Genomic DNA, 24,054 nt, shown 5'->3' on the forward strand with positions numbered 1-24,054 from the left:
AAATTCCCAATTAATTTTCATAAAAAAGTTGACTTGAATGGTTATTTTATGGTTTATAGCTCCATTACTTAATTTTAGATTAGCCCTTTATGTTTAAACTGAAATATACATTGAAGTCACATAAACCAATTTGTTGTATTGTGATATGAACTAATATTTCCTAATTCTGAGTTTTTTGATGCTTTTATTTTCCTGAGAATAGCAATATAGAGTTGGATGGATTTTTAAAGGTTTAAGCATCTATTGATCAATTTAATTTCAATTCAGGCATCTTGAAGTTTACTATATTATTCTTCTGTATAGCTCTGAGCATTTGTAGACTCATCTTGTGTGTCTTGATTTTATAAATGATGAACCAGTGAAGTAATATTAATCGAACATGTTTATTTGTTTAAACTTGGTTCTTTTTTCAGTAATGTGGTTCATACATATAGTCGGAAATCAATTGCCTTAAATCCTGATGTTTATCAATTTGAGCTAAATTAAACTCAAATGCCTTTTCGGCAACTGCGACAGCAATTTCTAACGACAAATTTCTAATTTCTGACAATTTTGGATATAAAGAACCCATATTGATATCATCTTCTTTAACCAATTCGGCAAGTGTTTTGGCAGCAACTAAAAAAAATTCGTCTGGAATAATTCGAGCTTTAGTGGCTATAACTCCCATTCCAATCCCTGGGAAAACATAAGCATTATTACCTTGTCCTGGATAATATTCTTTACCATTGAGACTTACCTTGTCAAAAGGGCTTCCACTTACAAAAATGGCATTGCCTTTACTCCATCTGTATGCCTGCTCAGCCGTACACTCTGCTCTTGAAGTTGGATTAGATAAAGCGTGAGTTTTTAGTACAATATTTTGGGAATCAACTCTCCATTATACCATTGCTCTTTCCAACTCAATTTAATATTCTTGTCCTATGTTACATCTAATATTGCCCATTGGAATTTGATTAATTCTTAAAGCAACGGATATATTTTCCAAAACCAAATCGGGAATTATTAAATTCAAGTTTGTGAGTGTTATACATAAGCCATATGTCACTCGCATTCCAATTATTAGCTATGGTAGAAGTCCACCAGGAAACGTACTTACCCGTATATGCAAATTCTCCATTGTAACCTCTTACACCTCCTGGAAGGCCCGAAAAACCACTTTCATTACTGCCATTGTTATTTTCAACCCATCCGCTTTCACTTTTCATTTTTTTGCCAGCTAACTTTTTATCACCTATATTTTTTCTTAATTCAATCCATTCTTTTCTTTTTGGAATATGCCATCCTTTTGGACTCAATTCACGAGAATCATTAACGTCATACCAATTATATAATTTTCCATAAATAGTTCCATTTTCCACAATATTATTATAATAACACCAGGCAGGCTGTTTGTTTTTATCAGCATTTATCCATTCCTCTTTTGATTTAGCTTCAGGAATAGAATCTCCATTTCTAAAGATACTTACATTCAAGTTCTCTGCCATATATTCCTTATTCCCAATTAATACAGTGTTATAATTGTTGCCATCCATATCAGTGACTTGTCCTCGAATAGATAAACTTATTAGTAGAGCAATGCCAAAAAGTAAAATTTGTTTTTTCATAAAAAATAGTTTTAAAGTTTATAACAAACCATTCAAGGACAGTAAAATGACATTGTGAATACAGTACAATTAATAAAATAACTTTTTTTTAATTACTAACAATTTGATTCAATACCAATTTCATACAGCTTTCAATCTCATCTAAACTTAACGAATTAAAATCTCCTATAGGTTCATTAGTATCTTTATGAAACAATCTCGGCTCTCTTGAGACCGTAAAAAATTCGGCTTCACTATCGTAAGGGATAGGAGAATTTTCGAAAATAGAAGAAAAGTCTTTGATCTCCTCATCCTTTTCCCATAAAATATCTCCTTTATTATTAGTTGATATAATATTAATCTTCACTTTAAAACTTAATGAATTACCCTGGTAATTTTTGTTTAGAGTAGCAGGGTTAGTTGATTTAAATACTATTTTTATGCTAATGTACTCATCAACGTCCGACTTCTTAGCTGCCTTTTTTAATCTTACACTAGGAAAGTGTTGCATTTTAGTTCTTCCAGTTACGTTACTCGCAATATTTCCGAGCATATTTCCCATATTAACTTTTTTAGTATCAGCAGTATTAACTGATTGAAATTCTTTATTCGTTTTTATAATTTCAGTAAAATCTTTTAAAATAGCTCTTACCCTGTTAATGTTGAAATATTCAAAATCCAATTCTTCTCCAAAGCGTACATTTTCTTTACCAGAAGATATCCTTCCATAATAAACAAGATATCCATCTTTGTCCTTAATTAATTGGCGTTCCATCAATGACTCATCAACATCAATTACCACTTTATGAATATGTGCTGTAGATGTTGTTGCATTATTCATTGAAGAGAAACTAAAATAAAGAATACATAATACGAGTACTGAAATAAATTTTTTCATAAAAAATTATAGTTTAAAGGTTTATAGTGAACTACTCAAAAGACTATAATTCTCAAACTATAAGAAGAAGAATATCTTGAATTGAAATAGCAAGTTAAGATAAACATTAGGAAAAGAGATTTAATTCAACCAATTTCTTTAATAGAACTGTAAAACGTTCTAAATGGTAGAGGGTTTAATCTTATCTTTAAACAAAAAAAAGCAACACGCTTCTCGTTAAAAGATTTGTATTGCTTTATTCACTAACCACCACTTAAAAGACAGTTTAAAAATTAAATTGTTACAATTCTAACCAAATACTACCACAGAACTCTAAAACGCTCTAATTGGTCTATGTGTAAGACTTATAGTTCATTAAACAATGTTTTTTAATATTAAATAAAACAAGGGAGCAATTCAATTAAGTGTCGCTCCCTTGCCAACTAACCAATCAACTATGAATATTCACACAGCAAGGTTAATTTCAATAATAAAGAAACAAATAGTTTAATCATCTAACAATGATATTGGTTAGTTTAATAAAAAAATGAAATTAGTCTCTCTTATTAACTTATCTAAACTGATATTACTCATTGCTCATAGTTTATACTATAATTACATTTATTGCTTAAAGAATGTAGTTATGAAGGCAATAAAAATACATTTAAAAGCAGTTGCACTATTCTTCTCAATTCTAATATTACTTCAAGGTTGTACAGTTTATAAATCGGCTAATGTTACACTTGAAGAAGCAGTTAGGGCAGATACGAAAGTTAGAATTAAAACTAATGACAACCAAACTTTGAAATTTAAAAATGTCGACGCAGAAAATGGAATTTATTATGGGAATATGTATAAGAAAAGCACATGGGTTAAAACTGCTATAAATGAAGACAGTATTACTATAGTACAAGTCAAAGACAAAACATTATCAACTGTTTTAAGTATTGCAATACCACTTGTAATCATAGGTGGTATTTTGGTCGTTGCGGTTGATGCAAGTATGGGCGGTTACGGGTATTTGTAATCCATCTAACTAAATACTACCACAGAACTGTAAAACACTCTAATAGGTCAATGTGTAGGGGTAACTGATATCCCTCATTGTTTATTGGTAGTGATGTAATTAAGTTTATTGGTTATAAAAAATGTAATCATGAAAAATTCTGCAAAAATATTTTATTGGACGCCTCGTATTATTTGCATTATAGCCATTTTATTTATAAGCTTGTTTGCATTGGATGCATTTTCACCTGAACTTTCATTTTGGGCACAAATAGGTGGATTTTTAATGCACCTCATTCCTTCTTTTATTTTATTAGCCATACTCATTTTGGCTTGGAAAAAGGAATTTATTGGTGGTATCCTATTTATGATAATTGGTTTAGGTTTAAGCCCTATTGTTTTTTCGCATAATTATAGAATGAACCATTCTATTTTTATGAGTCTTGGTATTATTCTAACAATTACAATTCCTTTTGTTATAGTTGGCGTCCTTTTCATTATCAGTCATTTTAAGCGAAAAAAATCAATAGACAATCAATAAGTATAAATCATGTTTTATGGTTTAATCTAGAAATGAAAATGGAGTTACATCGAGGGTTATGCCATTGACAAGTTCTTTGTTGAGGTTGTTTATGATGCAGAGCATAATGTTATTACAGAAGTAAGGAGTTTTAAATATGGTAATAGTCTGGATAAGTATTGTCCAAAAATTTAATAAGTATTAATCCCCAAAACACGAACGATAATCTTAATCTTACCAAATACTATCTCTTTCATTTTTAATCAGATATTGACTTGAGGGTATAAAACAATGTTTCTACTAAATTAGAACCATCACTCGAAGAGTGTTTTTTATTATCTCGCTTTATCTTTCTCATTTCCTTACGTGTCACACCTGTTGCTAATTCTTTGGAATTATTTTCTTTGAGAAGAAAAATAAAATTAGTTTGAGGTTCTACGAGCACCTCAATTTGTTTGAAATCGACAAAATTTATGTAAAGAATTGTTTCATCTTCAACTTCTAAACTAAATTTACCGTCAAAATTTGTGGTAGTTTCTTTGGTCGTTCCCTTTGCATTAATTGTAGCTCCAATTAAGGGTAAGCCATTGCTGTCAATTATTTTACCAGTTACTATAAAGTTATTTCTAATTTTTTGAGTCTCGGTTTCTTGACCTGATACAAATAAAGGAATAGCAATAAAAAATAATAGTAGTTTTTTCATTGGTTGATTGTTTCCTTAAAGATATAAATTATTGATTAAACCAAATACTACCACAGAACTGTAAAACACTCTAATTGGTTAATGTGTAAGGCTTATGGCTTACTTCAAAAGAATCTATCTTTGGCTAAACTAGGTTTGATCAAGGTTACCAAAACCGATGAGACTTTGATTGTTGAACTTCTGGATTAAAAAAGGAAGAATCATTGAATAAAAAAGAACCTCACTTTGAGGTTCTTTTCGTTTTGTAATGAAATATATTCTTAATTCTTTCTAACCTTTTTTACCAAAGTAGCCATAACCACTTTTTTCATATCTCTTAAGGCTATACCATCTTGAATAGCTTTTTGCTGTTCTGCTGTTAAATCACCCCAATCACCTGGGTCAGAATTAAAAGCCGAAGCTAAATCTTTAAACATGTTCACAGTAATATGAGATGCATATGTATCGCTACCAACTGGCAACATAATTCGCATTAAGCTCCAAAATTCTTTGCTGCCAGCATCTACTTCTTGTTGGTGCATAGGTTGAAAAACTTCCATTTCTGCCTTTTCGTAATCACTATAATTTCCCATACCTACTTTCATGAAATCCAAAAACGCAACTGTTCCCAAGGGCATTTCATTGGTTCCAGTAGTCCTAGCAATATCCTCTAAATATAATCTTACAGCTAAATCCCTGGTTTTACCTGCCTTATAGATTTTCTTCGTAACATCCTCTTCACTCATATCTGGGTAGGCAGCTTTAACATTCTTCATAAAATCGCCTCCTTCAAACATACTTGTTGCTTCTTTATGTAATGTCACAGTCATATATTGATACCCTTGATGTTCACCACCTGGTGATAATTGCCAAAGGTCCCAACCGATAATGTCTCCATTATTAGCACGTTGTTGGTGGATTTTCTCCCAGAAATTTTCGGTTTCCCAATAGGCCATCTCTTGTTCGTTGTCGACTTTCATCATTTCAAAAACGAGAAAGAGTTTGTCTTGTGCAAAAGAGGAGATCGTAAATAAGATTAGGGCAACGATGATTAGTGTTTTTTTCATAATTATTGATTGGATTAGTTAATAATTGGTTTTGGATTATTAAAATACTCATTTTTAATGAATTATAAAAATGAATTAGTAAAAACTAAATAGTTCACTCCAATAATTTGAAGTATTCTAACAAAATTTTCATTAATTTCCCTTTAGATCGTCAATGCTAAAATGAATCGATTTGTTTAACCCATGTTGTTTATGATAGTGAGCAGAATGTTATAACAGAGGTTAGGAGTTTTAAAAGTGGGCAAAGTCTGGATAAGTATTCTGCAAAAATTTAATCAGGATTAACCCCCAAAACACAAACGATAATTATTCTCTAACCAAATACTACCACAGAACTCTAAAACGCTCTGCTTGGTCGATGTGTAAGGCTTAAAATAGATTGATTAATCTTTTTTTAATTCAGTTTTACTACAAGCAAAGGCAATCACTTATTTCATTCTGTAATAACTTTGCATTTGTCAAACCCAAGTTATGCAATACACAAAACACTTCTCTTTTTTAGCAAAAGAAAACGGTCAACCTCAACTAACATCCGTACAATTTAGGCGTATGATGAATATCATTTATTTAGAGGGCGTTGTTTATGGCTTAAAGAAGGTGAAGGATGCGAACAAAAATACAGATCAATTTTATAAATATGATATGCTAATTTTAAAGGAGCAGATAAAACTCACTGAAATAACAGGAAATGTAAAACCAGTAGAATTAATTAAAGAAATGATGAATTTTTAAGATTGAATGTAAATTTCATACCTTTAAGTAGTGAGAAAAAAGAATAAAGATAAACGCAAGTATAATTACTTTGATAACTATAAAAACAAAGTTAGTGGAACAGCCTTTTTAGGATTTGTCTATGTTGTTATAGCAATAGTTGCCTATTTAGTTTATACCTTGTTGCAATAATAAAATCCAACCAATGAAAAAACTAATCTTCATTTTATTGCCCATCCTCTATCTAAATGTTCTTAATAGCACAGCACAGGGAAATGAAGCACAGGTTATTTCCGATACTATTACCTTCTCGTTCGATATGATTAATTGTAACGGGAAAAAGGATGGACTATCAAAAATTTATCATAAAAATGGAAAGATTAAAGTAAGTGGAGTTTGTGAGCAAGGAAAGCAAGCTGGTCTCGGTAAATCCTTTTATGAAAGTGGCAAACTAGCAAGTATGGGAAATTATAAAAACGGTTTACCAGATGGATATTTTGATAGTTTTTATGAAAGTGGTCAAATAGCTAACAAAGTTTCTATGAAGAGTGGTGTTCAACATGGTAGTAATATATCATATTTTGAAAACGGAAATAAAAAGCGTGAAAATTTTTTTACAGATGGTGTTATTAATGGAATCTCTAAGGCGTGGTATGAAAATGGACAGTTAGAACAAGAAACGATGGTAAAAGAAGGCATACCAAACGGTATTGCGAAACAATGGCATAAGAATGGTCAGATAGATTCGGAAGGAACAATGAAGGATGGAAAAATGGATGGCTTTTGGAAAGGATGGCATGAAAATGGGCAGTTGAGAAGAGAAGTAACAATTTTGGATGGTAAGATGGAAGGCAATAATAAAAAATGGCATGAAAATGGACAATTAAAAGAAAAAGGTAGTTACAGGGATGGTAAAGAAGATGGTATTTGGGAAGAATTTAATGAGAAAGGCGAATTAAAAACGAAGATTACTTATAGATTCGGTATTAAGATAAAGACAGAAAACTTCGATTAGTAAATTATAAATGACCCTCTACAAATTCAACGTTCTAACCCTAGAAGAAAAACAAGCAACTGTTTGGGATAAAGGAGTGTTTTTAGACAACTACGTCACTAAAGACATTCGTATCAACTGTTATGCAATAGATAAGTTCTATATTGAGGTTGTTTATGATAACTTGAAATATTGGGCTTATTCGTGAAATGTGTTACAAATGTGTTACAATTGAAAAACAAAAAAGACCTTACATTTCTGTAAAGTCTTTCTCTCACTAAGCTCCTTCTCTTGGGCTCGAACCAAGGACAGTAAATAGCTGTATGTTAATTAAATGCAAGTTCAGTGTTATAATTAACACCTAATATTACTCTAGTTAAGAAACCTTTACAGTCTGGACGGGACACGAACCCTCTAAAATAAAATTGCTCCACTCACCTATTGTTTTAACCAAAATTATATGAGGCCAAGGTTAACATGGATTCTAATTTGGAAAATGTTAATATACTTAAGCGAGTTTAGAAAATTAATTTAAATTATAACTACTACAACCTGAAGATTGTAATACTTCGAGATTAGAATCAAAATTTGAATCTAAGATATTACCATTTTTTTTATGACAAAAAGGACAAGGATTCATATCTCCATCTGTATCAATATACATTCCCTTTTTTCCAGCACTAAAGCAGCCTTGTCTTCGCTGATAATAGCCATGATAAGTAATTATAGGATATGTACTGTACTCCTTTGTAAAGTTCATTTTTATAAAGAATTTTTCTAATATCTCAATCTGTTCTTGATTTATAAAAACATCTTTATTAGCATAATGCCCCACGGCTTTAGGCTCTAAGAATTGCACAAAAGATACCTTTAACTTTTTAGCTAATTTCATATAATCCATTAAATTCTTTTCGGAAATAAACTCCCTTGTAACACATAATGATAAGGCTGTGATAAGATTATTACTGTTGGCATTTTTTACCGCTTCTTCAACCCAATAATATGCATTTTTAAAATGCCTAAATGTATTATGCTTTTCTGGAATAAAATGATCTAAACTTATAACTGCTCCCGTTAAGCCTGCTTCTTTAAGACGTTTAGCATTTATGTTATTTAATTTAAATCCAGATGTTACAACCCAAAAATGGGAGGTGTTTTCGGCGTAATTTAAAAGGTCTATCACTGCATCCATTTTTAGTAATGGTTCACCTCCAGATAAGTGTATTTGGCTCACACCTTTATCTTGAATTGCCTTTACTATATCCTGTAATTGAATATCTGATAATGATTCCTTTTTATTTAAATTATCCCATTCAAAACAATGTTCACACTGTAAAGCACATTTTTTAGTAATAGCAAAAAATACATTATTAAACCTAGTAATCGCTACGCTGGTCACTGGCTTAAAATCATTTAAGTTAGAAGCGATATATGTTTCATAAATACTACTGTTCCATCCTGGAATGTAAAGACCCATGTGGTATTTACCGTTGACGTACACCATTTTCTGAACCTTGCTGTTTCCCAAAAAACTTCTTCTTAATTTAATTAAATAGCGTAGCGATCGTATCCAGTCTAGAGGATTATTGTAGCATTTTATTATAACTTTTAAGAAGGTGAATTTAATTTGTAATTGGATTAATTTCAACTTTAACCCAGTAATCATTTTTGGGCCTTTTGAAGTATCAATTGTTGTTGAAATTAATTCAATTTCTTGTGCCTTTTTTTCTTGTAGCTCTGTTATCATGCAAATTGTTATTTCGTGCTTGCGGCTACTAAATCGAATTGGGCTTCAAAATCTATTAAAGCTTCATATTCAAACATTGAAAAATCAGTAAAAGTTCCAGCTTCCTTAAATAATTTAAGCTTTTGAAAATTAGGCAAACCTTTATAATCTCTTATATAGTTATAATATCCTCTGTTCTTTAAAAAGAAGGATCTTTTTAAATCTGGATTATTTTCACTGGTTGTAAAAGTTACTACCACTTCATCCCCTACATTAGGTTGCACAAAATAGTTATTATCTGCAGCTAATAATAGAGGCGTTACATCTACTCCATTATCATCAATAGCTTTACTAGGCGAAATATAATTTATATCTAATACTACGTTTTTTGTATAATCAATACCTGCATAATCCAATTCCCAAAACATAAACCCAGTTTCTAATTTAATCACAACCTCTTCTCCTTTTACATTATTTAAATTTATTGGTACTGCAATATCTCTTGTAGCCATTGGGCCTACTGTATTAATTTTTTCTACCAAGTCCCATCCTTTATCGGTTTTTAAATACACTGATAAAGGAATGTTTTGTTCATTCATCCATAGCGTACTTTTATCAGCTGAAACATTTTGCTGATCTTTTTGAAATTGATTGTAATAAGTTCCGAATTGCTCATTAAACTTACCAAAAACATAGTCTAACCACATAGAGTTTTTAACCGTTAAAAATAATTTTGCGTTATCTGTTTGTTGTGGCTTATTAAAACTTAATTCAATATTTCTTGTACTACTAGACGTATTAAGTTGCGAATTAAATAAATAAGAAGTATCATCCTTAGCTAATGCAGGGTTGCTGTCGCTAGTCCTATTATCAACTTGTACATTAGTTGGCGAAATTATATTAGAAAATGTATGAGGATTTCCATTTTTATCGAGTAGCACTATAAGATCTTTAGCATGTTCTATCTCCATCAACTGGACAAAATCTGTATGTTGAATCTCTTTTAATTCATTAGTTATCTTAATACTATACTCATTATTAACTGGATTTAAATTAGGCAGTAGCAAATAATCATCACGCATTTGATTAGCTGTAATCATTCCTGGATAAAGTTCACCTGTAAAAACAAATTCCTCACCATTATCGACATAAATAAATGGGCAAGAACTCTTAGTTAATGCAACAATAATTGCGATTAAAGCTAATGTTCCAACGATACCTCCAACAACACTTAAAATTGCTCGTCCAGTATTACTATCATTTACTGAAATCGAATTAATTTCTGAAAATGGAATCGTTGTATGATTACCAAAATTATGTGTGGTATTTGAGGTAATGTAGAAATGTACTTCATTTAAAACATTTTTACCTCCTTTATTTTTATGTGTCCTTTTACTTTCTCTTGCTTTTTTTGGTATGTGTGTAGCACCAACCTCTTGAACAACACCTGATATAGACTTATCACTTTCATTTACTTCTAAATTGCTTAAATGCCAAATATCTGATCCAGCGTGAATAATAACATATTTTTGATTTTTAGCAAAATCATCTACTTGACCTGCAATGGTTTCAGGGCTAGTAGTTAAACTTCTGACATTATAGTATGAGCAACCAATAACCAGATTTAAAAATATGAGTGTTAAAAAAACGGATAGAAAAGATGCCAACTTTTTATTCTGAACAAAAAAGTGAAGTGGACGAAATTTTGGACTTGCTAGAGATTTCATTGTATATAAGAATTTCTAAGAAAGTCTTATTCAACAATAGATTGGAGACGTGAGTCTATAATTATCTAGAGATAAATTATAGTTACTTGAAAGATAAGTTATTCTTTAATAACAAACAAGCTTGTCTACACACAAATTACGCTTCCCATCTACGTCGTCGCATAAAAAGTGTTCTTCTAGAAACAGTAATTAAAAAATTACTCCCTCTTCAGGGGCCGAACCTCAATACACAACATCTTTAATATCAGAACATTAAATTCTTAAAATAAAAAAGGACACCTTTATGATGTCCTTTAATTTGAAATTTACTCATATTTCCATATAAATCCTCCAGCAGTTTTATACTCTCTTCTACAAGCCTTTGCAATGCTTGATGAATTTACTCCAGTTTTGGATGATGCCTCAGCAACCGATTTATATTCATACAAAGTACGACCTTCCAAATCCATTTGTATTACGGTTTTCCTTCTTTCATCTTTTAACTTTATTGGGGAAGAATGAGAAGAATAAGACCAATAGTAGCCTTTGCAGGTTTTGTTTTGACCTGTACAGGCATTACCCACACATGTTTTATATGCACTAACTGCATTTGCTGCACTTTGCAAACTATCATAAGTATTTACTAGGCTTCCATCTTCAATACTATATTGATAAACTGTCTTTTTTATTCCTCCACCTGAATCTGAATTGTATCCATTCTCTTTACTATCATATTTAATGATACACTCTTTTTCCTTTTGAGCTAATTCATCTATCGAACTAGACGTATCAATTTGCTCCCAATTGAAAGCTTCAGAACCATGAGTAGCTATGGCCTCATGAAAATATCCCTGCTTACCTCTATTTGCACGTTCAGAATGGTCTAGTTTTCTTTGATGGATGCTGTTTGTAGTTGCACCAATGTAAACCTCTCCTGTCTCTTTATTTGTGACCTTGTAAATAATTCCTTTACTTTTCATCTTCATTTTTATTTTCATCAGTACATTTAGTTGAAATATAGTACCCTTTAGATGGATTGACTATTTTATTATTACTTACTAATTCACTTAAATAGGCCTTTGCCTGTCTATCCTTTACGGAAAGAGTAGAGGTTATATGATAAACCAATTCACTTGTTTTAAATGTCGTGCAAGTATGTTGATCCAAATATTCAACGACTTTTTCTCTATTCCCATCGTTTCTTCTTCTGTCTTTTCTATTAATTAATTCCATTTCATTTACATCACGTGAAAAATTTAACCAAGTTGATGGATCAATAGAAAACTCTTTAACCGTTTCATCATCATCAGGGGCATATCTAAAAAAAACATTCTTCACATATCTAATTTTCTTAGGTGTCTGTGTAACTGCAATTGCAAAATCTGACTCTTGTGCAAATACCGAGCTTCCTTTGATGCTATCCATATTAATTACATTATCACCCATCTTTGGCGTATGATGGATGCAAATAAGTGTTATGCCAGTTTTATAGCATATATCTCTCAATTTTTGCATGACTTTTTCAGCGTCAGCACTATTTTCTAGTTTACCTGGATTCATTCTAGTAATACTGTCAATAAATACTACTTCAGCTTTTGAATCAATTATCATTTGCTCAAGTGCTTTCCAATCTTCATCTTTAATAATTTTACTAGTGAAATCTATTGGCTGAAACAAATAGTTTTTAGCAATAAGATCTTTTTCGTCCTCTCTTAAAACATCAAACTGTTTCTCATTTCTCTCAATACGATTCTCCCAAAATTCTTCTAATCCTACAAAAAGTACTTTTTTAGGTATCCCGTCTAGAGGATAGCCAAAAAATTCTTTTGTGCCACATGCTAAACTCATGGCTAAATTTTCACAAAAAATTGTTTTTCCACTTTTACTGGGGCCGAATACTAAGCCAATAGATTTTTCCTTTACACCACTAAATAAGTATTTTGGTTTAGGCCTATTTCTTCTGGCCACTAACATCTCTTCTAGAGTTAAAAAACTCTTCATATTTTCTTTTTTATATTTCATAAAAAATTTATTTATTGAATCATCACTACGATCATCCATCTAATGCAAATGAAATAAATTTTGGTCTGTTTTCTGGATAAAAAAAAATGTATCCACTTATAAATCAATGATTTAAGCGTGGCGTAAAAAAAGAGGCTAAAAGCCTCTTACTAATTTTTATGTAACTTTTTAATTAAATTAACTAACTGAAGAAAGATCTATTAAATATTTTACTCAGAACTTCAGTTGATTGAGAAGTAGAAGCATGACCATTAATAAACTTATTTCCCTGAATACGAGAATTAACCATTGGTTTATAGCCTTCTCCATCAAAATATTCGACATTAGCATCTAAGAACCTAAACAGGTCTGACTCTGTAATTCCAGAAATAACTCTTTTATCGAGCATTGATTGAAATAGCCAAATGACCTGATTCTTTTTAAGTTTAAACTTTAACTTATCGCTAATTTGATAATCCTCTGAATTAAAGTTTGAAGTATAGTCATAAATTTTATTGAAATGCAGGGTAATAGATTCTATAATCTTATTTTCCATGTTTGAATTTTGCTTTAAGTCTTCAGCCAAAATATTAATTTTTTTCAACTGCATTTTTTTAAATCCTTCCAGGTTTTCCCCAGCATATATCCCCTTACTATTTAATTTTTTTATAAAATTTGAACAATACTTATCAAAGGACAAGTTTAAAGCTTTATCGAACTCTTCGTAAAAATCTATATCTATTAAATCATGTTCTAAATCTACTTTTACTTCTTCAAATCCAAATTCATCTTGAATAATTCTTATTGATTTACCAACGACAACTTCGGATTGAATATTGGACTGATTTAAATCTACTTTCGGATTTTCACCATTACTAACAATATCCTTGTAGAGGGTATCATTTAGCAAAAAATCCTTTTTGATTTGTTCTATTTCTTTTTGGGATTTCGGAATCCCTCGGTTAAACTCTATTAACAAGCTTCTATTATCCATTAAAATTTGGTTTATGCATATAATGCATGCAATGCAGTTATTAATAACTTTTGCAATATAATTAGAACGTTTTAGCTATTTATAATAATGCAGAAAAAGTTTAATCCTCAAATTTTTAGTCAAAAAGAGGGTTCTTGGGTTAGTAGAGGAAAGAGTTTGAATTAAAAATAAACTCTTTCTCTACTTCTCCGATGCACAGAATACATTTTCAGTGGTTTTATTGATAAAGGAGAAACCGTCTCAAAAGCTTGGTTATACAAAATACAGCATAACTCCTCTGACAACATTTTCAATTTATCAAAATATCGAAATGATGATAGAAATAGGCACTGCCATTAATTACAAACACAATTTTTAAGTCAGCAGTAACTTTTACTGCCTCCACCCAAACTATTTGCCCTTTAGTAAGCTGTCCTATTGGGTTTAAAACAATCACTTTAAAGGGGCAAAAAAGTTGTTTAAGTAAATTGTTCCAAGTCACTACATAAAGCCATTCAGAACTGCTATATTTAAGTTGTTCAGCCAGGTCTTGTTTATTCATTTCATTATATAAAATTTAACGATATAGCTATTAGCTTAAGAACCAGTTTTCAGTTTGGTTTTGCATAGAATTAGCTAGTCCAGTAACAAATTCAAAGGCATTGGCATTACGCTCTAAATTTGAGTCTATATAACTAGACTTATTCGCTTCTGTAAAAAGATTATATAACCTCCAAAGGTTAATTGAGCCATCTTCATTTCTATTAAAATTTTCATCTTGATAATAGTTTCTTACCACTGTTCCAATCTGATTGTCATTCAATCCAAATGCCAACTTGCCAACTTTTTCTGCCTTATTTAAGTGTTGGTACATACGCATTTTGCCAATGGTGTGTGCAAATTGTAATTCGTCTAGATTAAACTTGCTGATTCTCTCTAGGTTACCTAAAAATCTATCTTTATCAAAAGATTGTATTAACTCATTGATTTTATCTTTCAATTCTGCCACAGTACTTATTCTTATATCTGCATTTAATCCATCTGTGCTAATGCATAGGTTAGTACACACCAAATTTTTAAATCCTATAAAAACTTTAAATTTTTCAAGATTCCTTTTACTATATAAATTCTCCTGATTCATTGCCCTTACTCCTCCGATGGTTAGAGACAAATTATTGTTATTCACATTTTCTGTCAAACTAGGCACTTCAATCATGAAGGCACAGCGTTGATAATAAATGGTCTTTTCCTCTGCTCTTAACTCCTTTACAGGTTTTCCAATTGCCGAAGGAACTCTTCCTTTAATGACATGGGAAATCCTAATATTAGGCTGTAAAATTTTAGCCCCTGAAAAATTAGACTGAACTATCTCATTAGTTGCATCAATAAATTGAGCATGTGAAATCGTTGTCTCATTATCACTATAAACTGGTATAATACACTCTCTTTTTAAGTGAGAGAGTGTCACCTGTTCTGTATTAGCTTCTATAAAATTTCCTTGTGATATAGTAACATCTTCTTCTGATATAATTTGATTTTCTATGTTTGTATTAACTGTTATCAATTCCATTTTGTTGGTCTTTAGATTGTTGAATAATTTGTGTGTTTGGTATGATTTGGGATTGCATGTTATCCAATAATGCTTTCTTTTTTAGAATCATTGGTTTAATGACATCTTGAATTTCAGTATATTTTGAATAGATATGCCTCAATGCCTCCACTGACTCACAGGCATTAATTTCTAATTCAATTTTTTTCTCTACTTCTCCGATGCCTTTAACACACCATTCATTTATCTTTTTTCCAGTACTTGCATTGATAATGAACTCTGGCTTGTCTATAAATAAGCCTGTTCTATCCTTTGATGCCTTTGCATTATGTGCACTATCTATATCAAATACAATTGTAAATTCATAATCTAAATCATTTCTTTGTATTGCTTTTAGGCCTACTTTTTCAGGAATCATTTTACCATTCTTCTGATTCAATACATAGTCTTGTTTTACACGCATTGTAGAAATGATATGTGCATTTGAACGCAGTATTTTATTGACGAAGGCATTTTGCCTTGGTGTTATCTTCCCCCAATTGGTAAAACTGTTACCCAGCATATTACTATGTACATCTAATAAGTAGTCCCAGCAGTGTGATATACTGTCAATAATAATGACCTCCATACCTTCTTTTTCACATAGTTCAATAGCTTCTATGTATCGTTCTGGTGAATATGGTGAGTCCATTGAAATCACATTATAGTCACCTAAATGAGCGTATAGATCTGCACTTTTATTCTCTGTATCTATTATAGCTGTTTTGGTGAAGTCTCCACCTAATAATCCCTTTGCAATAAGCAATGAAGAGTACGTTTTACCACTTCCTGCACTACCTTGTAAGGCTAATTTTATTTTTGCTTTTTTCCTTTCGGACTTTCGTATTTCCATTATAGTTGTTTTAAATGTTTGTAAATAAAAAAGGACCTATACATAGATTGTATAAGTCCTTGACTCGAATAAGATGTTCTTAATATTACATCACGAAATCATCTTCAATGAGTTGATTTTGCACTTGAAACAACCCCGAAAAGTCATCTGCTGTTGCTCTGTCAGCATTACTTAAATGTGACATGTTGATTTGAGGATTTCCCTCTTCTGTAAAGCTAAGATTACACAAATAATCTCTTCCTTCTTCAATGCCATGATTATAATTTGATGCATAACACATAGCTGTACGTTCCACTTCTTCACCACTTGGTAGGTTAAATTTTAGCGTTACAATTTTGTAGTTTTTACCATTTGAATTTTCTAATGCCTTTTCTCCAATTTTAAGAAGTCTTGCATTAAAAAGAAACTGCTTTTCGCCTGTTTCTCCATTAATAATTTCCTTGTAATTTGTCATAATTCTGAATATTAATTATGAGATAAAGCCCATCCCTATCTCCCAAAATATAAAAAAGGTAGGGGGTGAAGTTTAATTTAAGTCATGTGCGACTTTGATTTGAAAAAAAAAAATAAAAAAATTATTTCGGGAGAATCAATTGTAGTACGTTTTTTGTTTTATTTTGAATAATAATAAATTTTTTATTATCAGTTTCTAGATAAACTGTCATATTATTATATGGAGGTCCATCCTGATCAGCTCCTTCTGCTTCTTGTCTATAACTGGTTTTTTCTATGTTATTGACATTATAAATAATGTTATGATTACCATCCGGAAAGACTACTTTTATTTTATTTTCATTATTGAAATTAAAGAAAACCGTATAATCCTTAAATTCTTCTCCATCACAAATATAAGAACCACCTTCAACTGTACAGTACCTTGCGAGTCGATAAGTTACCTTGAAAGGTTCTCCATTTTGATATTCTCCACCGTATTTAAAGTTGCCTTTGAGGTTTTGATTTTCCCCGTAATCGTAATAATCGTCTCTTAATTTTAATAGTTCCTCAGCGTTGTCTTTAAGGTTTTGACAATAAACATTCGAAGAAAAAAAGATTAAGCTAATAAATATTAATAGTTTTTTCATTGTAAATAAGTTTTGTTAAGTTATTATAATATTGATTTGGTTTTTTTTAGTACAAATGGATAAGGTGGTCAAAACAATTTAAAAATGATTCATTTATTAAATGCCCCATTAGATTTCATTTTTGTTAACATTTTTAAATAGCCCTCTTTTTCACTAACACATCCATTCCACTGACATATATTAGTTTCATATATTCCATCGTTTTTTTTTGTGTAACCGGAATCATAAGCAAATATGAAATACTCTTCTCCAACTGCAAAATGATCTCCACAGTCACCAAAGCCAAGTCCAGTAATGATTTCTATTGACTTACCATTAATTCCTTTAAAAGCATTTGATATTTCAATTGTATATAACTGAACCTTACGTGTCTTTCCTTTATCATCGCTTTCTAGTTCACAGTATTCAACATTCTTTACTATGCCCGAGAAAATAATTTCTGAACTTGAAATATGTTCTTCCATCCCTTTATAATTATTGCAACTACAAGCATAAATTGTCATAGTGAAGTTTAAAAATAATAAAGTAATAACTTGCTTAATCATTGCACATGTTTTTTAATTAATAAATAATGTACTTGTTTATTCTAAACACAATTTGAGAAGGTTTATTGACATTAATTATATGATAAAATTAATCTTTAGGCAAAAACTCCGTTTGATATAAACTACCCCAATCTGTGAATAGCTCCTGATACTGTGAAATAAAAACCATATGACTATGTAAATTCGCATCAACTCTATCTTTATAAGCTGAGGATTTAACACCACCTACCATATTAATCCATTGGCTAGTCATTTTCAATGCAAAGCATTGTCTATTAATCTCTCTATGAATCCAGCTGCTTGAAGGGTTGTAGCCTAATTTTTTAGACTTATATATTACAAGGACAAGAATCTGTTCATATATTTCAGGGTTATTCGACATAATTCCGTCGGTTATATAACCTCCGTCTATTGCACAATTTTCCCAAGTAGTAAGAGGTTCGGTTTGAGCAAGTGTGAATAAACTTACTAATAGAGCTAATGTTGTCAATAATTTTTTCATAATATTAAGTTTTGTTAAGTTATTTTAATATTGATTTGGGGCTTATATAAAGCCTATGTAATGCTACAAATTAATAGGGAGGGAATGTTACGGAATACCGTAATGTAATTATTCAAACATACAAATAAATAAGAAAAAGACTATAATAATTGTTCATTCATTTTTTTGAACTACCAGAACTTTGCAGTCTTGTGTTATTTTCATATTAGAATGTCCTAATAAACATAGTTACATGTATAACAGACCTCTTTAATTTTGATAAAAAAAGTTGACAACTTGACTCTGACAACTTTGACAGGTTATTTATAGCTTTTTTAAAGGTATCGTTATATGAGTACTATATTTATCTCTAAGGAAAAATGTTTCGGAATACCGCAGTTGTCATTTAAAACTTTGGTGAATACTTATCAAGACTATGCCCATATTTAAAACTTCAGTTGGAATTTCCAGAGTAGGCTAGAACTAGCAATTACTTATAGTTCATTGTTGTTCACGGGCTTTTATAATGTTCAGTAAATCAGTCTAATTGATAAATATCATTTTTTAAATTAAATAAATGACTTATTTTTTGAAAGACAATAAATTTACAATTTAGAAAGTAAGCAAAGATCAAGGAAGCTTTAAAAAAAATTTTCAAATTATAAACTATTAAAAATAAGTATTATGAAAACAATAATAATGATATTTTTGATTTTAGGGTTTATAATTTTAAGTAGCTGTACCCAGAAAATAGAGGTAAGTAAACTGCTTGATAATTCTGAAACGAGAAATGAAATATTTGAAGCAATTGCGAGCGACCATGACCAAATGATGTCATTTATGGAATCAATGCAAAGTAATGAACATGCTATGCAAATGATGCAAGGTAATTATATGATTATGGGAAATATGATGAAGGGTCGTGGTATACATATGATGATGAAAGATAGTATGATGATGCACAATATGATGGGTAACATGATGAAGAACAAAAAAATGATGGTGAATATGATGCAAATGATGAATAATGAAGGAATGATGAGCTACGAATGTATGCAAGCCATGATGAAAGCAATGAATGGGATGGGAATGATAAACCAAGATGAAGATAATAATAAGTAATTATTAAAAATATTTAACAACTTAAAAATTAGTTTAATTATGCACCACGGTGACGGACATTTTTTTGGAATGCATTTTCTATGGTGGCTTGGGGGGTTATTTGTGCTGATTGTAATTTTTTGGTTTTTTTATAAAACATCTTTTCGAGAACCACAAAAAGACGACGCTTTGCAGATCCTTAAAAAACGATTTGCTAATGGTAAAATCTCGAAAGAAGAATATGAAGAGTCAAAGAAAATTTTAGAAGCGGATCTTTAATTATTTAAAAACTAAATAAGCCCTCTGTTGTATTTCTAAGAAGTCGAGTTTTGTTGTTTTAGTAATTGCTGTTAAAACTTAGGAGCATACTTATCAAGACTATGCCCATATTTAAAACTTCTGACTTCGGTTATGGTGTATGCTCTGAATCATATACTACCTTAAATGTTTATATTTGATTTATAATTAAAATAAAATTATGATTTTAGGAGTTTCAGAATGGCTAAGCGATAAATTAGGTTGGAAAACATCTCATATCCGTATTGCTTTTGTAGTATCAGTATTATTCTTTGGAGTTGGTATTGGTCTTTATTTAATTCTTTGGATAGTTAAAATGTTTTCAAAATAAGAGTAAAAGGAAGCTAACCACACCCCTTTAATCTATTCATCTCTAAACTAATCTTTTTCTGTACTACTTTATTGTAATAATTTTTGTAATCTTCATACTTAAATGCCTAAAAAAAACCTTGTTACTTGAATAACAGACCTCTTTAAATTCCAATAAAAAAGTTATGACTAAACAAGCAAGTAAATCTTTTTCACAAAAAAAACAATCATTTGAACTTAAAGAAAAACTTTTAAAACAGCAATTAGAGATAAAAATTGAGTGGAGCATTCTTAAATCAAAAAGTTATTTCAAATTTGAAGAATATACTGATGATACCATTGAGTATTTAAAGTTCATGGTTAATGAACATATTAAACATAAAGGTATTCTAGAGCATTATATTGATTTCATTGAAGCTACCGATGATGCAACAAAAGCGAATAGTTTTCTTGAAATATATCTAGAATTAAAGCTATTTCATTATCAAAATAGAATAAGTAACAACCTCATTTTCAACAAATCAAAAGTTGAACCAAAGTTAAAATTTTTACTTTACTATAATGATACACTAACTAATAATAAATATTGGGAATACTTACGTAAATTCTTCAAAAAACCTGAAAAAATTAAATCCTCCAATAGAGTTCTGAAAGGATTATTTTCTAATAAAAGGAAAGGGAGGGAATTATTAATGAATTTAAAGGAAATAGAAGAATTTAATTCTCTCAATAATAATATTACTATTTATAGATGTATGAGTAAAGAAGAATTTGATAGTGAGGACTATGGTGTTCTTTGGACTTTAAATGAAAATAACGCTAAAAATCAACTAAAAAGTAAATTCTATGCAAATGAAGGAGTGTCTTATAATTATGGAAATAACCCCATTATCCATTCTCTTCAAATCGAAAAGAATGATATTGTCGCTTACTTCAAAAAATATAACACACCAAAGTACGAAAGAGTGATTTATGTAGATAATTAATTTGTAAGGAATGTAAGGTAAGTTGAAATTATATAATAGTTATTTTTACTATATATAGCTTACAGTAAAACAAGTTACCTTACCTTCCTTAATTTTTTATTTTAATGCTAATTTCACACTGAACCAGCCTACTATAACTATCTTGGATTGTTTTCTTACTAGAATATATTTACAAAGCACTTGACTATGTCTTCAAAAAACATGCAGAAACATGTTCTATGTATTGGGAAAGTAGTGAAACAGGGTTTTGAGTATTGGTTAGATTAGACTTTTCTTTTCTACTATTCCAATGAAGTTGGCCACCAATAATATTAAGCCTAATTAATTTCTAATAAAAAAGTTGACAACTTGACTATGACAACTTTGACAAGTTATTTTCACTAAATTTAATACCACTATATAAATTTTGTTATATTTTATTTTGAAATGCAAAAATCAATATTTAAAATATCTAAAATGGACTGTTCTTCTGAAGAGCAACTAATCCGTATGAAATTAGACAAGTTTACCTCAATTAAAAATCTTGATTTTGATATTTCCAATAGAAAACTAACGGTCTATCACATTGGAGAAATAGAACAAATTGAAAAATCTATTATTGATTTGAACTTAGGTGCTAATAAAATAAGTTCTAACTACACAGACCAAACCACATTTAAAGAACAAGCAAACCAGAAGAAATTACTTTGGATTGTATTTACCATCAATTTTGTATTCTTTATTATTGAAATGACCTCTGGCTTGATTTCAAAATCAATGGGACTTGTAGCCGATAGTTTGGATATGTTAGCAGACTCTCTAGTATATGCAATCAGTTTAATTGCAGTAGGATCTTCTATAATATTACAAAAAAGAGTAGCTAAACTTGCAGGATATTTTCAAATTACACTAGCAATAATTGGGTTTTTAGAAGTTTTAAGGAGGTTCTTTGGAGTTGCCATTCTACCTAATTTCTCTACCATGATTACTATTTCAGTTTTTGCCTTGATTGCAAATGGCGTTTGCTTGTATTTATTAAACAAGTCTAATAGCAATGAAGCTCATATGAAAGCTAGTATGATATTTACATCAAATGATATAATTATTAACTTGGGAGTAATAATAGCAGGATTTTTAGTAAAATGGTTAAACTCTAGTGCACCAGATTTAATAATAGGAACTATTGTTTTTATATTAGTTATACAAGGTGCTATCAGGATATTAAAACTTGGGAGGTAAAACAAAAAAAGGCAATCTGATGTTCATATACTGCTTGCCTAAAATCTGCTATTAATCTAATAAAATCTTTACTTTGTTATTTAAATTTAAGAATTTAATTAAATAAAAAAGATGAACAGATGTTCACCTTTTTTGCCCCAAATCTACCATGAACTTAACCTACTTATGCTTATGGTGATTCAAACATATACAACTTATTTCATTTAAACATCACTTTTCTATATATCACTTATATTATTGTTAAAGGGAGTTCAAATTATTTATTTGTAGTTGTTTTCAACCTCTCCATCTCCAAACTAATCTTCTTCTGGACCACCTTACCATAACTATCTTGAGTTATTTTCATATTGCTATGACCTAATAGTTCACTAACAATTTCCATAGGCACATCATTATACAGTAGCACAGTTGAAGCAAAGGTTCTTCTTGCCATGTGCGTGGTCAACCTCTTTTCTATACCAACTAAATCAGCTATTTCCTTTAAATAAGAATTATAACGTTGATTACTAATTCTAGGAAAGACATAATTTTCATTATTAGAATACTGCTCTAAGATTTCCAGTACTTTTGGCAATAATGGTATTGACAGTTCTTTAGATGTCTTCTCACGCTTCATTCTAATCCACAAGTTGCCGTCAAAACCTTTAATGATATTAGATTGTTTTAAATTCATAAGCTCTCTATACGGAAGCCCTGTATAGCAAGAGAACACAAACAAGTCCTTAATAAATTGTAACCTAGATTGTGTAAACTCATGCTGTTCTAATAGTGTTAATTCTTCAGGAGATAAAAACACTACTTCTGTTCTAACCGTTTTAGTTTTATAAAGTATAAATGGGTCTATCTCTAGATAGTTTTCAGCCAAGGCAGCTCTAACTACTCTTCTAAACCTTTGTAAAGATTTATTAATAGTAATTTGCTTCTGTTTCTTTACCACTTTTAGATAGTATTCAAAATCATGTAAAAATTGTAATTCTAACTTTTTTAGTGGGTAATCATTAGTTTTAAACTGCCACTTAATGAATGATTTTACATCTTTTTTTATATAGTTAAACTTATTCCATGTTTCTTGTTTTATATCTATCCCTATAAGGGTTTTAAGCTTCCTTAAGTAGCTTTCAAAGTATTCAACTACATTGTGCTCTTTTTGTGTTTTCTTGCCCTTATACAGGCTGTAAATATCCTCAACATTGAAATGCTCTTCTTTAACTTGAAGCAATAAAAAAGCCCTATTAATTTTTGTTTTAATAAGGCTTAGTTGGTTGTTGATATATTCAGAATCTGGTTCTGGTGGTTTGACTAGTTGTTGTTTGTTTTTCCAGTTACTTGGGTTGATGAATAGTCCTGTACTAAAGGATTTTCTAATTTTATTATATGTTAGCCTACACATCAGTGATGCTCTGCTATCTTTTCTCTTCCTACTTGTAGATATTACAAATAGGATACTCAATTTATGTGTATTCATTTCTTAAAATTTTAGTGGATTAATTACAGTATAAAAACTGCAACCTTTTTAATTTGGACTGCAACCTTATGTGCAACCCTTTTTCTACCAAATAACTTGGCAACTTGGCATTTGAAGTAAAATGTAAGTAATGCAGTGAATGCATGTATTACAAGGAAAGTTTATTGCACAAAAAAAGTCCAACATTTCTGTTGAACTTTAATTTTGCTCCTTCTCTTGGGCTCGAACCAAGGACCCTCTGATTAACAGTCAGATGCTCTAACCAACTGAGCTAAGAAGGA

28 protein-coding genes and 1 tRNA gene are annotated in these 24,054 nt (G+C 30.4%); 10 read left to right on the top strand and 19 right to left on the bottom strand.

The genetic code is table 11. The annotated features are described in order from the left end of the window. Nucleotides 1–409: 409 nt before the first annotated feature. From AC2D6V_RS03010 to AC2D6V_RS03020, 3 genes are all read right to left on the bottom strand, one after another. A complete protein-coding gene (locus AC2D6V_RS03010) occupies nucleotides 410–859 on the bottom strand; it encodes a malic enzyme-like NAD(P)-binding protein (RefSeq protein ID WP_484647510.1) in 450 nt (149 codons plus the stop codon). A 97-nt stretch (nucleotides 860–956) separates the two neighbouring features. Continuing rightward, complete coding sequence (locus AC2D6V_RS03015; protein WP_484646565.1) at nucleotides 957–1,607, bottom strand: fibrobacter succinogenes major paralogous domain-containing protein; 651 nt, start codon at nucleotides 1,605–1,607, stop codon at nucleotides 957–959. 88 nt (nucleotides 1,608–1,695) lie between these two features. After that, nucleotides 1,696–2,484, bottom strand: coding sequence for a hypothetical protein (locus AC2D6V_RS03020; protein WP_484646566.1), 789 nt, complete (start codon nucleotides 2,482–2,484; stop codon nucleotides 1,696–1,698). A 622-nt stretch (nucleotides 2,485–3,106) separates the two neighbouring features. Here AC2D6V_RS03020 and AC2D6V_RS03025 point away from each other — a divergent pair. Both AC2D6V_RS03025 and AC2D6V_RS03030 read left to right on the top strand, forming a co-directional pair. Next, entirely contained in the window at nucleotides 3,107–3,490 is a 384-nt protein-coding gene (locus tag AC2D6V_RS03025; RefSeq protein WP_484646567.1) for a hypothetical protein, read from the top strand. A 129-nt stretch (nucleotides 3,491–3,619) separates the two neighbouring features. Further along, nucleotides 3,620–4,009, top strand: coding sequence for a DUF7670 domain-containing protein (locus AC2D6V_RS03030; protein ID WP_484646568.1), 390 nt, complete (start codon nucleotides 3,620–3,622; stop codon nucleotides 4,007–4,009). 238 nt (nucleotides 4,010–4,247) lie between these two features. On the opposite strand, the gene AC2D6V_RS03035 is transcribed toward AC2D6V_RS03030, so the two are convergent. Together AC2D6V_RS03035 and AC2D6V_RS03040 are read right to left on the bottom strand one after the other, a co-directional pair. Beyond that, nucleotides 4,248–4,691 (bottom strand): carboxypeptidase-like regulatory domain-containing protein, encoded by a 444-nt coding sequence (locus tag AC2D6V_RS03035; protein ID WP_484646569.1) that lies wholly within the window; start codon nucleotides 4,689–4,691, stop codon nucleotides 4,248–4,250. Nucleotides 4,692–4,951: 260 nt separating this feature from the next. Then, nucleotides 4,952–5,737 carry a hypothetical protein gene (locus AC2D6V_RS03040; protein ID WP_484646570.1) on the bottom strand — a complete coding sequence of 262 codons (786 nt, stop codon included), beginning with the start codon at nucleotides 5,735–5,737 and terminating at the stop codon, nucleotides 4,952–4,954. A 471-nt stretch (nucleotides 5,738–6,208) separates the two neighbouring features. Here AC2D6V_RS03040 and AC2D6V_RS03045 point away from each other — a divergent pair, with 471 nt between their 5' ends. The 3 genes from AC2D6V_RS03045 to AC2D6V_RS03055 all read left to right on the top strand — a co-directional run bounded on the left by AC2D6V_RS03045 (nucleotide 6,209) and on the right by AC2D6V_RS03055 (nucleotide 7,650). After that, on the top strand, nucleotides 6,209–6,469 hold the full coding sequence (locus AC2D6V_RS03045) for a hypothetical protein (protein WP_484646571.1): 261 nt from the start codon (nucleotides 6,209–6,211) through the stop codon (nucleotides 6,467–6,469). Nucleotides 6,470–6,653: 184 nt separating this feature from the next. Then, a complete protein-coding gene (locus AC2D6V_RS03050; RefSeq protein ID WP_484646572.1) occupies nucleotides 6,654–7,463 on the top strand; it encodes a toxin-antitoxin system YwqK family antitoxin in 810 nt (269 codons plus the stop codon). A gap of 10 nt (nucleotides 7,464–7,473) precedes the next feature. Continuing rightward, the gene (locus AC2D6V_RS03055; protein WP_484646573.1) at nucleotides 7,474–7,650 is read left to right on the top strand and encodes a hypothetical protein; all 177 of its coding nucleotides are present in this window, start codon (nucleotides 7,474–7,476) and stop codon (nucleotides 7,648–7,650) included. A gap of 318 nt (nucleotides 7,651–7,968) precedes the next feature. On the opposite strand, the gene AC2D6V_RS03060 is transcribed toward AC2D6V_RS03055, so the two are convergent. The 12 genes from AC2D6V_RS03060 to AC2D6V_RS03115 form a co-directional block, all read right to left on the bottom strand. After that, nucleotides 7,969–9,189 (bottom strand): radical SAM/SPASM domain-containing protein, encoded by a 1,221-nt coding sequence (locus AC2D6V_RS03060; protein ID WP_484646574.1) that lies wholly within the window; start codon nucleotides 9,187–9,189, stop codon nucleotides 7,969–7,971. 8 nt (nucleotides 9,190–9,197) lie between these two features. Continuing rightward, the gene (locus AC2D6V_RS03065) at nucleotides 9,198–10,895 is read right to left on the bottom strand and encodes a hypothetical protein (RefSeq protein WP_484646575.1); all 1,698 of its coding nucleotides are present in this window, start codon (nucleotides 10,893–10,895) and stop codon (nucleotides 9,198–9,200) included. A gap of 305 nt (nucleotides 10,896–11,200) precedes the next feature. Then, the gene (locus AC2D6V_RS03070) at nucleotides 11,201–11,854 is read right to left on the bottom strand and encodes an NUMOD1 domain-containing DNA-binding protein (protein ID WP_484646576.1); all 654 of its coding nucleotides are present in this window, start codon (nucleotides 11,852–11,854) and stop codon (nucleotides 11,201–11,203) included. Then, nucleotides 11,844–12,875: an AAA family ATPase gene (locus AC2D6V_RS03075; RefSeq protein ID WP_484646577.1), complete on the bottom strand. Its 1,032-nt coding sequence runs from the start codon at nucleotides 12,873–12,875 to the stop codon at nucleotides 11,844–11,846. Before AC2D6V_RS03075 ends, AC2D6V_RS03070 begins: the two co-directional genes overlap by 11 nt. Before the next feature lie 202 nt (nucleotides 12,876–13,077). Beyond that, a complete protein-coding gene (locus AC2D6V_RS03080; RefSeq protein WP_484646578.1) occupies nucleotides 13,078–13,869 on the bottom strand; it encodes a hypothetical protein in 792 nt (263 codons plus the stop codon). 289 nt (nucleotides 13,870–14,158) lie between these two features. Further along, on the bottom strand, nucleotides 14,159–14,410 hold the full coding sequence (locus AC2D6V_RS03085; protein ID WP_484646579.1) for a hypothetical protein: 252 nt from the start codon (nucleotides 14,408–14,410) through the stop codon (nucleotides 14,159–14,161). A gap of 30 nt (nucleotides 14,411–14,440) precedes the next feature. Then, nucleotides 14,441–15,418: a DUF3871 family protein gene (locus AC2D6V_RS03090; RefSeq protein WP_484646580.1), complete on the bottom strand. Its 978-nt coding sequence runs from the start codon at nucleotides 15,416–15,418 to the stop codon at nucleotides 14,441–14,443. Continuing rightward, nucleotides 15,399–16,289, bottom strand: a complete 891-nt coding sequence (locus tag AC2D6V_RS03095) for an AAA family ATPase (RefSeq protein WP_484646581.1) — start codon at nucleotides 16,287–16,289, stop codon at nucleotides 15,399–15,401. The genes AC2D6V_RS03090 and AC2D6V_RS03095 overlap by 20 nt, the downstream gene beginning before the upstream one ends. An 85-nt stretch (nucleotides 16,290–16,374) precedes the next feature. Continuing rightward, complete coding sequence (locus AC2D6V_RS03100; protein ID WP_484646582.1) at nucleotides 16,375–16,743, bottom strand: hypothetical protein; 369 nt, start codon at nucleotides 16,741–16,743, stop codon at nucleotides 16,375–16,377. 121 nt (nucleotides 16,744–16,864) lie between these two features. After that, complete coding sequence (locus AC2D6V_RS03105) at nucleotides 16,865–17,371, bottom strand: hypothetical protein (protein WP_484646583.1); 507 nt, start codon at nucleotides 17,369–17,371, stop codon at nucleotides 16,865–16,867. Nucleotides 17,372–17,460: 89 nt separating this feature from the next. Continuing rightward, nucleotides 17,461–17,916 carry a hypothetical protein gene (locus AC2D6V_RS03110; protein WP_484646584.1) on the bottom strand — a complete coding sequence of 152 codons (456 nt, stop codon included), beginning with the start codon at nucleotides 17,914–17,916 and terminating at the stop codon, nucleotides 17,461–17,463. Nucleotides 17,917–18,004: 88 nt separating this feature from the next. Then, nucleotides 18,005–18,418, bottom strand: a complete 414-nt coding sequence (locus AC2D6V_RS03115; RefSeq protein WP_484646585.1) for a hypothetical protein — start codon at nucleotides 18,416–18,418, stop codon at nucleotides 18,005–18,007. Nucleotides 18,419–19,237: 819 nt separating this feature from the next. On the opposite strand from AC2D6V_RS03115, the gene AC2D6V_RS03120 reads away from it, so the two are divergent. The 5 genes from AC2D6V_RS03120 to AC2D6V_RS03140 all read left to right on the top strand — a co-directional run bounded on the left by AC2D6V_RS03120 (nucleotide 19,238) and on the right by AC2D6V_RS03140 (nucleotide 22,308). Continuing rightward, on the top strand, nucleotides 19,238–19,519 hold the full coding sequence (locus AC2D6V_RS03120) for a hypothetical protein (protein ID WP_484646586.1): 282 nt from the start codon (nucleotides 19,238–19,240) through the stop codon (nucleotides 19,517–19,519). A 39-nt stretch (nucleotides 19,520–19,558) separates the two neighbouring features. Beyond that, nucleotides 19,559–19,777 carry an SHOCT domain-containing protein gene (locus tag AC2D6V_RS03125; RefSeq protein WP_484646587.1) on the top strand — a complete coding sequence of 73 codons (219 nt, stop codon included), beginning with the start codon at nucleotides 19,559–19,561 and terminating at the stop codon, nucleotides 19,775–19,777. A 199-nt stretch (nucleotides 19,778–19,976) separates the two neighbouring features. Continuing rightward, complete coding sequence (locus tag AC2D6V_RS03130; protein WP_484646588.1) at nucleotides 19,977–20,126, top strand: PspC domain-containing protein; 150 nt, start codon at nucleotides 19,977–19,979, stop codon at nucleotides 20,124–20,126. A 163-nt stretch (nucleotides 20,127–20,289) separates the two neighbouring features. Beyond that, nucleotides 20,290–21,090 (top strand): hypothetical protein, encoded by an 801-nt coding sequence (locus tag AC2D6V_RS03135; protein ID WP_484646589.1) that lies wholly within the window; start codon nucleotides 20,290–20,292, stop codon nucleotides 21,088–21,090. A 426-nt stretch (nucleotides 21,091–21,516) separates the two neighbouring features. Next, nucleotides 21,517–22,308, top strand: coding sequence for a cation efflux transmembrane domain-containing protein (locus AC2D6V_RS03140; protein ID WP_484646590.1), 792 nt, complete (start codon nucleotides 21,517–21,519; stop codon nucleotides 22,306–22,308). Nucleotides 22,309–22,564: 256 nt separating this feature from the next. Here AC2D6V_RS03140 and AC2D6V_RS03145 read toward each other — a convergent pair whose 3' ends face one another. Together AC2D6V_RS03145 and AC2D6V_RS03150 are read right to left on the bottom strand one after the other, a co-directional pair. After that, nucleotides 22,565–23,773: a tyrosine-type recombinase/integrase gene (locus AC2D6V_RS03145; protein ID WP_484646591.1), complete on the bottom strand. Its 1,209-nt coding sequence runs from the start codon at nucleotides 23,771–23,773 to the stop codon at nucleotides 22,565–22,567. Nucleotides 23,774–23,980: 207 nt separating this feature from the next. Then, nucleotides 23,981–24,054 (bottom strand) — tRNA-Asn (locus tag AC2D6V_RS03150).

The sequence above is a fragment of the Algibacter sp. YIN40 genome (assembly GCF_057219435.1).